This window comes from Streptococcus sp. V869 (genome assembly GCF_054353515.1).
Genome location: NZ_JBTHHW010000003.1, coordinates 50,108 through 63,261, shown reverse-complemented (window position 1 = coordinate 63,261; position 13,154 = coordinate 50,108). Strand labels below are relative to the sequence as shown.

Below are 13,154 nucleotides of genomic sequence, written 5' to 3'. Positions count from 1 at the left end.
TTTCAAAGTCCCAGTTCAATTTAACCAAAAGAAAAACATTCAATACATCTTCCCTTAGAATTCCTTTATTCTACATTTGCCAGTGTTTCAAAATCCTCGCCTGAAACTGGTCCTACTTCTACTTGGTTAGCATCTAAGTTCTGATAGAGTTCTTCTGGCAAAGCCCCCAAGAAGGTTTGATAATCCAGTCTAGCTACCGCTTCATAGTCTTCTGGTTTTGAGCCATCTCCAGAAATTTTTACTAGATCAATTTCCCAGACAAGCTCTTTTCCTACCAACTGTTCAACATAAGGCGCTGGAATCACTGGTTCTTTCGGCAAGATTGTTTTCACTCCCTGAGCCAGGTGGTAGATACCATGAACCTTACCCTCGCTATCTGGATAGAATTTGGCGCTGGCAGGATATGCATCCGACCCTTGAACCTTTTTGACTAATGCTTCAAAACGTGCCAAACCATCTTCTTTTAAGAAGCTTTCTAAATCCTTCTTGTCAAAGTAAACAGGTGATAGAATTCCTTGGCAGAAGCCCAAACGAGCACCCTTATCCGCCAAATAGTTTTTGACAGTATCGTGGAAATAATTTTCCAAATCAAAGTCTGCCAATCCTTCAACTACTTCACCGACCTTACTTGATAAGGCTTGCAAGAGAGCTTCTACAATCTCCCAATCAGCTCTTGTAATCAAGTCAGGGATGATTACTTGATAGCCTTTTTGAGAGTCTAGGTAGCGAACTTTAAAGAGGAACTGAGATCTACCCACGATTCCACACTCGATATACTCGAGGCGATTAAGAGGTTGACGGAGATAGACAGCATCATAACTATGAGATTCCAAGCCATCTACAAGGGCTAAGATTGATTTTGCTGTTAAAATCTCCTGTTGTCCTAGGACACTTTGTTTATTTGGAATAAAAAATGCTTTCACCATACATGGGCTCCTTTGAAATCGTTTACATATAGTATACACTATTTTCCTGAAAGATGCAGAAACAAATTTTAGATTTTTGGGTAAAAAGCATAGAAAAACAGCCCTTTTCCAAGGACTGTTGATACTTTTATATAACTTCAGAATGATCTAGGTTCTCACCAATCACTGCTAAACGCTCAATGACTTGGTCTTGCGTCAATTCATGCTCTAAAACATAGCGATTGCGTGGATGAACACGACACTCGTGTGAGCACCCGCGGAGGTACTTGTCTTCATTCTCTTCAGATGTCAAGATACGACGGTTACAGAATGGATTTCCACAGTTGACATAGCGTTCGCACGGTGTGCCATCAAACCAATCTTTTCCGACGATGGTTGGATTGACATGATTGACATCGACTGCAATACGCTCATCAAAGACATACATTTTACCATCCCAAAGCTCACCTTGAACTTCTGGGTCTTTACCGTATGTTGCAATACCTCCGTGCAATTGACCAACATCTTTATAACCCTCACGAACCATCCAACCAGAGAATTTTTCACAACGTACTCCACCTGTACAGTAAACCACGACACGTTTATCCATGAATTTTTCCTTGTTATCACGAACCCACTGTGGTAACTCGCGGAAGTTACGGATTTCTGGACGAATTGCTCCTCGGAAATGACCTAAATCATATTCATAGTCATTACGTGTATCTAAGACAACGGTATCTTCATCAAGTAAAGCTTCCTTGAACTCTTTTGGAGATAGGTAAGCACCAGTTGTTTCTAATGGATTAATGTCATTGTCAAAGTCATTGTCTTCAAGACCAAGGTGAACAATTTCTTTTTTGTAGCGAACAAACATCTTCTTGAAGGCTTGCTCGTTTTCTTCATCAATCTTGAACCATAAATTCTCCATTCCTGGGAGACTGTGAACATAGTCCATATATTTTTGTGTTGTTTCGTAGTCACCTGAAACTGTTCCGTTAATACCCTCATCAGCCACAAGGATACGACCTTTTAGACCGATAGATTTACAGAAGGCCAAATGATCTGCAGCGAATTGTTTCGCATTCTCAATTGGAGTATAGAGGTAGTAAAGTAAGACACGAATATCTTTTGCCATAAGATTTGTTCTCTTTTCTATTCTTAAATTTTCAGAATTTTTCATCTAACTATACTAGTATACCGATAAAGAAAAGCGATTGCAATTTATTTGACTGAAAATTAACCTCCTATAACTAGGACTCGTTCTGATTTCCAATCCCACATATGATTTAAAACAATAAAAAATCCTTGGATTTTTCCAAGGATTTATGATTTTAAGCTTTTTTCATTTTAGCCATGTAGAAAAGCTGTAGAAGAATACCAACAAATGCCATACCGATTACGATGAAGAAGGCCATTGTATAGTCTCCTTGGTTGGCTTGGGCAATTCGTGCACCTAGCTGAGGGCCTGCAATCGCAGCAACACCGTATGCAGTAAACATCCAACCGTAGTTTGTTCCTACATAAGTTACTCCCCAGTTTTCAGCAGTAATACCTGGGAAAGAACCTAGGAAACCACCGAATGACAAGGCAACCATCATTACACCAAGGATAGCCAAGATGCTTCCTGGGCCTTTGAATAAGGCTGTGAGCAACAATCCAGCAGCAACTGCTCCAAACATAGCAATAACTGTAGGGTAACGACCAATCTTATCAGAAACTGTACCCCAGAAGATACGTCCAAATGTGTTAGCGATAGATACTAACATAACGAAGAGAGTAGCTTCTCCAACAAGTTGATATTGGTCAGAAATTGCTGCAGCAGAACCGATGATCATCATTCCACCAGTAGCACCAAGAACATAAATCAACCATAGAAGCCAGTAATTTCCGTCACGGAGCATTTCTTTGTAAGTTTTACCTTCTGGTTGAGCAGCTCCAGCTACTGGCGCAGCCGTAGGAGCTTTTTCCATTACCAATGAAGACGTACAAATAACAATTAGAAGAATGATACCTAATACTTTGAATGTTGAGTAAACACCCATAGAAGCAATCAAAGCTTTGGCAACTGGACCGATAATAAGGGGACCCAACCCAAAACCTGCTGCTGTCAAACCACCAGCTAGACCTTTTTTATCTGGGAACCACTTAGTGGCAACTGAAGTAGATGCTCCATAAGCAGCACCGATACCAAGTCCTAGGACAACCCCGTAAGTGAGGTAAAGGATTGGAAGAGAGGTAGCAAATCCTGTAGCAAACATACCAGCACCAAAGAGAATACCACCTAAAAATACAAATTTCTTAGGTCCTACTGAATCGACTTTAGGACCAAAAATAATCATACCAACAGGTACCATTGCAAAAGAAATACTAAAGGCCAAAGAAGTCTGGGCTTGAACCCATCCTTGACTAGCATTGGTTTCTAGCAGTGCCTTTTGAAAGACTGACCAGGCGTAACCAGCGCCTAGAGAGAGATTCGTTAAAATGGCTGCTGCCAAAATTAACCAACGATTGGGTGTTTTTTTCATATGAATAACCTCATGTAAAATTCTTATTCCCAAAGGGAATTGTTGACAAATATTGTCGGTTTTTCACCTACTTATCCTAGATGACTAGTCTAGAAATCAATAAATAGATAAAGTAATTTTCACAATGTTAAGCGCTTTCATTGTCTTGTATATTTATTATAAGCTAGATTCATTTGAAAATCTACTTAATTAAACTAATAGGGGTATTAGCTCAATTAAGCTCTATTCATATATTATTATGAATATTTTTAAAAGGCTATTATAGCCATCTCTTTAGCCTTTTCGCAACAACTATAAAAAAGAATCACTACCCCATCTGGAAATACCCAGACAAGATAGTGATTGCTCTTTTTAGGAATGAATACACGAAATCAATCTATCTTAAGATTTTTTGCTTTTCAAGAATTCATCGTATTGTTTTTGCATTTCATCCAATACTTTTTGGTAAGCACCTTCAGATTTAAGTTTTTCCATCAATTCTGGAATAGCTTTTTCTGGGTCTACAGTACCAGTGTTGATAGCTGTATCGAATTGTTGCATAGTATTAGTGATAGCTGAGATTTCAGATTTCACGTTGTCAGTGTTGAAGATGAATCCAAGCGCTGGAGATTCTTTTGCAGTTTCCAAATCTTTCTTAGATTGTGCAATTTGTTCATCTGTAACGTTTTCGTTGATGTAAAGGATCCAGTTGTTACCAGTGTTCCATCCTGACATGTGAGTGTTTCCTTTGTATCCATCAAGGACACGAACACGGTTTTCTTTACCTTCAACTTTTTCCCAGTTCTTGCCTTCTGGTCCATAAACAAGTCCGTTCAAGAGTTCTGGGTTAGTGTTCAAGAGGTTCAACACTTCCATTGCTTTTTCTTTGTTCTTAGAGTTGTTTGAGATTACAAAGTTTGCAACTTGAGTTGTTTGGTTTTTCTTGATGAAGTTAGTAAATGGTTTGATTTTGATATCTCTGTTAGCAACACGAGAAAGCAAGCTGCTACCGTAGTCAGCTGGTCCTACTGTTTCTTCGCGAACAAGCCAAGTATCTTGAGTAAGGTCATATGAAGTATCGCTTGTTGCTACGTCTTTTGGAATGTATCCTGCTTCATAGTATTTGTGCATAGTCTTCAAGTGTTCTACGAAACGAGGAACTTCGTAACGGTTTACGATCTTAGTAGTGTCGCCTTCAAGGTCGATGACGAATGGAAGACCATTTGCAACTGGGTAGTCAAAGTTTTCTGATGGGATAAAGTTTTTACCAACAGCGAATGGCATTACATCTGGAGCTTTTTCTTTGATTTGTTTCAATACTGGTTCAAGTGTTTCGTATGAAGTTACACCTGAGATATCGATTCCATATTTTTCAAGAAGTGGGCCGTTGAAAGCAAAGTTTTGTGAAGATGCAACGTTGGCTGCAACTGGAACTGCATAGATTTTACCGTTTACAGTGTTACCTTTGATGTAAGCTGGGTCAAGTGCTTTGTAAAGGTCAGCTCCTTCTTTCTTGTACAATTCTGTCAAGTCAGCATAAGCACCTTTTTGAGCGTTTACAACGTAGTTATCTGCAAATGCGATATCATAGTTTTCACCTGATGAAGTGATAACTGACATTTTCTTGCTGTAGTCACCCCAACCAAGGTATTGGATATCTAATTTAGCACCAACTTTTTCTCCGATGATTTTGTTTGCATTTTCTAGCAACTCATCCAAGTTATCTGGTTTGTCACCGATTTGGTACATCTTGATAACAGTTTTGTCACCTGATGACGATGATGATGATTCAGCAGCTTTTTGGTTGTTTCCTTTAAGGTTACCACAAGCTGCAAGTCCAGCAGCCAAAGCTAGAAGGCTAGCTGAAGTAAAAGCATATTTTTTCCAGTTTTTCATGATAAAAACTCCTTTTTTTATTTTTAAATTTAAAACAATTTTAGTGATCTACTTTTCAACAAAGAAAAGTTAGATAGGGTAGAGAAAACTTGTTTCTCAGCGTCTCTTATTCTTTAACACCACCGATAGTTAAACCTTTTACAAAATAGCGTTGGAAGAATGGATAGAGAATCGCAATTGGAACAGTCGCAACTACGACCATGGCCATACGACCTGTTTCTTTTGGTAGGGCAACTGCAAGTTGTCCTGACATCCCAACTGACTTAGCAATGTAATCCATGTTGTTTTGAATTTGCATGAGCAAATATTGCAATGGATACAAGTTGTCACTCTTGATGTAAAGTAGAGCATTAAACCAGTCGTTCCAGAATCCAAGTGCTGTCAAAAGTGTGATAGTCGCAATCCCTGGAAGAGAAAGTGGTAAACAGATTTGGAAGAAGATCCGAGCCTCACTAGCCCCGTCGATACGAGCTGATTCGAGGATTGCTTCTGGGATGGTCTTCTTGAAGAAGGAACGCATCAACATGATGTTGAATGGTGATAGAAGCATTGGAACAATCAAGGCCCAAATGGTATCACCAAGGTGAAGCAACTGAGTTACCACAATGTAGCCTGGTACCAAACCAGCATTGAACAACATACTGAGAAGAGCGAAGACTGTAAAGAATTTACGATACTTAAATGTTGAACGTGAGATGGCATAAGCGTATGTTGTTGTGATGAATACGTTTGTCAATGTACCGACAACTGTCACAAAGGCTGAAATAAAGAGCGCTTGTAAAATTTTGTCTTTAAACTGAGCCAAGAATTGGAACCCATCTACACCAAACTTCGATGGGAAGAAACTATAACCATATTGAACAATACTTTTTTCGTCTGTAATTGAGATAATGATTACAAAGATGAAAGGCAAGATACAAGAGAAGGCCAGCAAACCAGATATGATACTAAAGAAGATATCTGCTTTTTTGCTGAAGGAGTGTATGCCAACATTATCAATTTTTTCTTTTTGAATTTTTTTTGCCATATGCTCCTCCTTTCTAGAACAGTGCTGAGTTAGGATCAACACGTCTTGCAAGTAAGTTTGATAGGATAACGAGAATCAAACCGACGACTGACTGATAGAGACCGGCTGCTGAAGCCATACCGATATCTGCTGTCTGAGTCAATCCGTTAAAGACATAGACGTCCAATACGTTTGTTACACTATAGAGCTGACCAGCATTGTGAGGGATTTGGTAGAAAAGACCGAAGTCTGCACGGAAGATATTTCCGACTGCAAGGATGGTCAATACTGTCACAAGCGGTGTCAACTGAGGGATGGTTACATTACGGATACGTTGCCATTTGCTGGCACCATCCACTGTCGCTGCTTCGTAGTAAGTTGGGTCAATACCCATGATCGTTGCGTAGTACATCACACTACTATATCCAAAGCCTTTCCAGATACCTAGGAAGAGGAGGAGGTAAGGCCAGATACTGACATCAGCGTAGAAGTTAATACCCTTCATCCCTAGAGCTTCTAAGGTATGGTTGATAAGCCCTTTATCGATATTTAGGAATGCATCTGTAAAGAAACTGATGATAACCCAAGATAGGAAGTAAGGGAACAACATAGATGTTTGGTAGATTTTAACCATTTGCTTAGAGCGAAGTTCACTAAGGATAATGGCGATACCAACTGACACAATCAAACCGATAAAAATAAATCCAAGGTTGTAAAGAACAGTGTTTCGAGTGATGACAAAGGCATCTTTCGAACTAAACAAGAATTTAAAGTTATCTAGTCCGACCCATTTACTATTTATAATACTGTGGACGAATCCTTCACCAGTCATATGGTAGTCTTTGAAGGCAACCACATTCCCAAAAACTGGAATGTAGAAGAATAAAATCAACCAAATTGTTCCTGGTAAAACCATTAAGAGAAAAATCCAATTATCTCTTAAAGTTTTTGAAAACTTATTCATAATTTCCTCCCTTTTTATTTTTCTAAAGCTTCATAATCTCACATTTTTGCATTTGATAACGTTTACAAAAATAGTATACTCTTATTTTTAGGACAGTTTAAACTACAAATTATAGAAAAAACTCCACAAATTATTTTATGTGGAGAACTTTTTTATATGAGAAGTGTGTTTCACGGGAAACTTTCTTCCTGAATAGAGTTTTTCTAGGTCGTATAAATAGTCGAAGCTGTCGCAATGGTATGCCACTGGTTGGCCGTTGTAGCTGCGAAGTCCTTATCCCCGTAGAAATCGTTAAATGGCAAGATCTCTACTTCTAGTTCGTCGATACGAGAAATTGAACCAGCTAGATAGTCTTCAATGCGGCTTTCCGCTCTCTTGATCCGTTGCAAGAGTCCTCCCATACGGATGTCTACGGTATCCAAGCCAAAGACCTTGTTTTCTTTCAACCATTGCTGACTAAAGAGCTTGTGGAAGGTTTCAATCTGGCTTCTGAGTTTTGGTAATTCTTCCCTAGCGATTTGTTGCAAGCTCTCTTTATCATCTGCTTGATAGGCTTGACGGATACGTCGTCCCACATCAACCTTGACACTTAAAATAGCATTCAACTGGGCCTGAGTTTCAAAGAGATAAGCATAGTTTCCTGCTTTTTCTTTAATAGCAACAAGAGTCTCAGCTGACTGGGCAAAGTGAGGTTTGTCCTGTTCAGGAGTCATGTGCTTATCAAGAATTGGGCAAAGGACATCTTGATAAAAGACATAACGGTTGGGATTGATACCACTTAGATTTCCTGGTAGATCTGGCAAGAGGTTGGCTAGGTCGATTTGCATGAAGTCCTCAACCGATAGACCGGTATTGATCTTGAAATGAGCAGATAAACGGTCTAAATCATTGCGGTAGCTAAGTTCTGCCCAGATTTGCAAGCTTGGTAGGATGGAAAACTGGGCTGTTTCACCACCATTGTCCCCCCAGCCAGTCACAATAACTTCCTTAATCTGATTGGCACGGCAAGCCTTATTGGCTTCTACTGCAATGAGACGGCTGAAATGGTTGTGGGGCGTAAAACCAATCCACTTCCAAGCACCACCTGCAAAGGCGATATCCTGGCTAATCTTATGGTGGTTACTGAAGTTGCGGTTGTATTTTTCTTCGCTATCTTGGTAATAATCCCAGTAAACCAAGGTGACACGGTCTTTGAGACGGTCAAGGTAAACACGAGTCTCCTCTGGAATCTCCACATCACGGTCGTACTGGCCATCTGCTGACATAAGCTTGAAGAACATATCGCTCCACATCTGGCAGTGGAAACCATATTTGTCTGCAATATCCAGCACGCGCTCCAAGTGTTGGCACATGAGGAGACTACGATCAACCACACCGTTCAGGATAAGGTAACGTCCCAAACCAACTAGGTGAGCTTCGTCCATTCCGATATTGACCTTGCGAGTTTGTAGTTTAGATAACGTCGCAAACATACCGTCAATCAGGTCGTAGACTTTTTCTTCACCGATGAGAAGAATGTCTTCTACATCGCGGAGTTGCTGGACTTCTTTGACACCCCATTTGACAAAGGCTGATAAGTGGGCCAGGGTTTGGATACATGGGACAAAGGTCATGTCAAACTGCTGGGCGTATGCTTCGATTTCCTGTAATTCCTCAGTTGAATAAGCCCCACGGAAATAACCAAAGTAAGGTTGTCCTTCAATTTGATAAGTGTCTTCCATGTAGAGCTCAAAGGTTGAATAACCCATCAGAGCTAAGACTTCAATCATCTGCTTGGCAGATGCGACATTGAGCACGGCATTGCGCGAACAGTCAGCCATATAGGCTAAATCTTCGTAAGCAGCCTGTTCTTCAATCTCTACTTTGTCTCCTTCTGTTAAAGCTGTTGCTAGCACAGACAAGGCACGGTAGAGTTGATGAGGTTTACGGTAGGTCAGTTGATACTGCCCATTCTCACCCTTGATAGAGATAGAAGCTTGGTCAGACTGAGCAACTGCCACTTCTACATCCGGTAGAGAAATGTGATTTTTTAAGACTTCGATAGCTTGGGCTTGTTTGGGACTAAGTCCTGTAAAACTTACCATTGGTTTTCCTCCTGTAACCAGTTGACAAGGGCACCGTAGAGATTGGCATCTGCATGATAGGTGCAAGCTTGAATGACTGGAGCGATAGTATATTCTTCATATCTTTCCACAAAGGCGTCTACTGCTTTTTGAACGCCTTTGATAAAATCTGGGTTTTGACTGATAGAACCTCCCAGACTAATGACATCTGGGTCAATGAGATACTGGATATTGAGCAGGCCTTGAGCTAGGTTACGATTCATGCGCTCAATGGCTTCCTGGCAAAGAGCATTGCCGGCTGCCGCTTCTTGATAAACCTTGCGTCCGTCCCAATCAGACTGACCAGATTTTTCAATGACGTAGCGAACCATGTTTCCTGTAGAAGCTAGTAGCGACCAGTTATTGAGTCTTTCTGCGGGCTCGATGGTTGTCATGTAGCCAAACTCACCGCCCAAACCATGACGACCACGGTGAAGCTTGCCATTGATAATCATAGCGCCACCAATTCCTGTACCAATCACGACACAGGCTGCATTTTCAATCTCAGGGTGAGCCAGTAATTCGCTGAGTCCAACACAGTTGGCATCATTTTCTAAATGAACAGGTAGTTTGTGATGAGCAAGGGCCTCATACCAAGAAAAACCATGGATGTAAGGAATGGCGCTAATTCCCTCAATCACCCCGGTTTCTTGATTAACGGCACCTGGCACACTCATAGCAATCCCACGATAGTCTTGTTCTGACAAACGTTGGTCCAACCAAGCAAGCAACTCTTCTAGAGTCTCTGGCGTCGGTGTGCTGATCTTATCTAAAATCTTTCCATCAGGAGTTAGACTAGCAAACTTAATGCCAGTTCCTCCAATATCAATGGTTGCAAGGGTCATGGCTTTCACCTGTAAAAAGGAGCGAATCAGCAGTTGGTTCTTACTTTTTCGCTCCTCCTTTCTGTTTATGTTATCTTTTCGAAATTAAATTTCTTCTTTTTTGATCAATTCTGTACGAATTTCCTGTGGTGCCAATAGTCCTGAATGAACTGGATATGGGCGTTCCAATAAGTCAAGAATGGTTTGTTGTTTGTCAGACACGCGAACATTTTCTTGACTCATATTGTAGTAACGAAGGACATAACCTTCTTCATTCTCAGCCACCTTAAAGGCTGTTGGGCATACTTGTGGCAAGTTCAGAGCCGGATGGTTAAAGAGGCTACCCGTTGCTGCAACGCTACCCTCTTGTTTTGCAACTTGAAGAGCTGTAAATGGCACCTGGAAGGCTTTGGCACGACGGAAAGCTGAGAAGCGTTCCCCTGCTTGGTGACATTCTACTGCAAATTCAACTTCGATATCACGCAAGCACTGAGCTTCCGGCGTTGGGAAGTAACCCCAGTCACCAAGTTCGCCTGAAGCACGAAGAAGGGTTACAGCCATGGTGTCGTCTCCAAGGATTTCGTATTCATGCAATCCTTTATTGGATACGGTTACTCCTTTTACGTCATCATACAAGCTTACAAAGGCTTGTTGGTGTTGTGGATTTTCAGGATTTTCCCAAGAAGCTGCTGGTTTATTTGGTCTTGTCACAACTTCATAGATGCTTTCAGAATCATTGCTTGGACGAGTGTTATGAGTTTTCACCAAGAGACGGATGCGGTGATCCTTGGCTGTGTTGGTAAAGCGAGTCTTGAAGCGAATCTGTGGATTGTCCACAAAGACAGTCATTTCTGTTTCAAGAGGAATGGTTGTCAACTCTTCTGAACGACCTGCATCTCGTTTCATGAACTCGATGATACCTCTTTGTTCTGCATCCAATTTTTCATCTGCACTGACTGGAATAGTCAACTCATGTTTGAGCAATACCTTAGCATAGCGAGCATTGTTTTCTAGGACATCGTATCCCTTCAATTGAGCATAGATTGGATCAGTTCCTTTTGGTTGGAAGTAAATGTACTCGTTACCAATATCTCCACGGTCCTCGAATTGGATGAAATCTTCGTAAGCTTCGTTTGTAGTCTTGTCATAGACTGTGATTCCTTCATCTACACTCACTGTTACGAATGGTGTATCAATGACTCCATTTTGGTAAATACCATCACGGTGATCTACTTGACCTTCGACCAATTGGAAGCTTGCCCAAGAAAGCGGTGCAAGGTGGACTGGGATTGTCACGCGCACTTGGCGTGCAATATACGGTTGGCGGAATTTATCCTTAGGCAAAGTATAGCCAAAACTTGCTCCCAAGTCTTCAATCTTGGCTTCAAGGACATGGCCATCCAAATCTTCAACATGGTAATCTGGCAAGATCACGGCTGCCATCTTCTTGTAACCTTCAGTCGGATGCAATTCTTTAAAATCACAAGTCACAACATCCACTACAACACTGACTGTATCAACCTTGTCATGTAAGGCTGTGTTGACAACGGTAAAGAGGTGGTCGCTTTGCGCATTTTGAGTAGCTAATTTCCCCTTCCATTCATTAAGAAGATTACTCTTAACAAAATTCCCAACTTGATTAACCTTGGCAAAACGAGTTTCCATTTCACGGTGAACTTCGTCAATACTACAACCACAGATACTATCGTGCGGTGCATTTTGCAGAAGTACTTTCCAAGCATAGGTCAATTGATCCTTGTGGTTGTGTCCACCAGTGATAATGGTTAATGGTTCCACGACCTGCTCTAACAAGTTGCTATTTTCTTGGAAGGCTTGTTTGAGGTAAACACGTGAAGAAGAGGTATTGGCAAGGGTGTACCAGCCATCCGTTTCCTGGCTAGTCAACTCACCTGTGACCGTTGATAATTGTTCAGGAAGGGCACTTTCCAGTGCTTGGACATATTCGTCAAATGAGCTATGAATAAAGGTCACGTCAGGGAAGAGCTCGTTTGCCACACGAATGGCTTCGCTCAGATTTCTCTGAACAGGCTGGTGGTCACAACCGTTCATCATCAACCATTGGTTGGTCGATGCATAATCACGGACGTCTGCTAATTTTTGCTTCCAGAAAGCCAAAGCCTCGTCTTTATCCACTGGAATTTCATTCCCGTTACTGTACCAATTAGCAAAAAGAATACCGAGTACACGGCTGCCATCAGCCCCCTGCCAATACATCTCAGAAAATTGAGAGGTAAACTGTTCATCTTCAAGGACTTGATTGTCAAATCCGATTGGCTTGACACCGCGACCAAAGGCTGCGACGTGAATACCTGATTTTTGAAGGATTTGAGGAGCCTGCCCCATATTTCCAAAGGTATCTGGGAAATAACCAATTTGAGTAGATTTGCCCCATTTAGCACATTCCGCTTGTCCAATCAAGGTATTGCGGACGTTAGCTTCACTGGAAATCAAGTAATCATCCTGCAAGATATAAAAAGGACCAATCTTGAGCTTGCCTTCGTCGATATAACGCTGCACCTTGTCACGGTTTTCAGGGCGAATTTCTAAATAGTCATCGAGGACAATGGTTTGTCCATCTAGGTGGAAGCTCTTGAACTCAGGATCATTTTCAAAAAGATCAAAAAGATTGTCAAAAAGTTCCACCAATTGCATACGGTGACTTTCAAAAGGTAGATACCACTCACGATCCCAGTGACTGTGAGAGATGATATGTACAACAACATTTTCCATGAGTAAAACCTCATTCTAACTTAAATTTTTAATGTTTTAAATATAAACTTGTAATTCTAACAAGAATCAGTGAAGCTAAAGCGTGCTCCTTATACTCAATGAAAATCAAAGAGCAAACTAGGAAGCTAACTGCAGATTGCTCAAAGCACTGCTTTGAGGTTGTAGATAGAACTGACGAAGTCAGTAACATATATACGGCAAG

General features: G+C 41.1%; 9 protein-coding genes. All 9 read right to left on the bottom strand.

Translation table 11 applies throughout. The features are described from left to right. Positions 1–65: 65 nt before the first annotated feature. Positions 66–926 (bottom strand): DUF4299 family protein, encoded by an 861-nt coding sequence (locus ACXYSN_RS07515; protein ID WP_441348654.1) that lies wholly within the window; start codon positions 924–926, stop codon positions 66–68. 127 nt (positions 927–1,053) lie between these two features. Beyond that, positions 1,054–2,040 carry an oxygen-dependent tRNA uridine(34) hydroxylase TrhO gene (gene trhO, locus ACXYSN_RS07510; RefSeq protein ID WP_006151074.1) on the bottom strand — a complete coding sequence of 329 codons (987 nt, stop codon included), beginning with the start codon at positions 2,038–2,040 and terminating at the stop codon, positions 1,054–1,056. 196 nt (positions 2,041–2,236) lie between these two features. Further along, entirely contained in the window at positions 2,237–3,430 is a 1,194-nt protein-coding gene (locus ACXYSN_RS07505) for an L-lactate MFS transporter (protein WP_441348655.1), read from the bottom strand. A gap of 381 nt (positions 3,431–3,811) precedes the next feature. Then, entirely contained in the window at positions 3,812–5,305 is a 1,494-nt protein-coding gene (locus tag ACXYSN_RS07500) for an ABC transporter substrate-binding protein (RefSeq protein WP_441348656.1), read from the bottom strand. Between the two features lie 106 nt (positions 5,306–5,411). Further along, complete coding sequence (locus ACXYSN_RS07495) at positions 5,412–6,332, bottom strand: carbohydrate ABC transporter permease (protein ID WP_458636649.1); 921 nt, start codon at positions 6,330–6,332, stop codon at positions 5,412–5,414. A 13-nt stretch (positions 6,333–6,345) separates the two neighbouring features. Next, entirely contained in the window at positions 6,346–7,275 is a 930-nt protein-coding gene (locus ACXYSN_RS07490) for an ABC transporter permease (RefSeq protein WP_178895598.1), read from the bottom strand. A 203-nt stretch (positions 7,276–7,478) separates the two neighbouring features. Continuing rightward, positions 7,479–9,359: a beta-N-acetylhexosaminidase gene (locus ACXYSN_RS07485; protein WP_458636648.1), complete on the bottom strand. Its 1,881-nt coding sequence runs from the start codon at positions 9,357–9,359 to the stop codon at positions 7,479–7,481. Further along, entirely contained in the window at positions 9,353–10,222 is an 870-nt protein-coding gene (locus tag ACXYSN_RS07480; protein ID WP_458636647.1) for an ROK family protein, read from the bottom strand. Before ACXYSN_RS07480 ends, ACXYSN_RS07485 begins: the two co-directional genes overlap by 7 nt. An 84-nt stretch (positions 10,223–10,306) precedes the next feature. Beyond that, a complete protein-coding gene (locus ACXYSN_RS07475; protein ID WP_458636646.1) occupies positions 10,307–12,952 on the bottom strand; it encodes an alpha-mannosidase in 2,646 nt (881 codons plus the stop codon). Positions 12,953–13,154 lie beyond the last annotated feature (202 nt).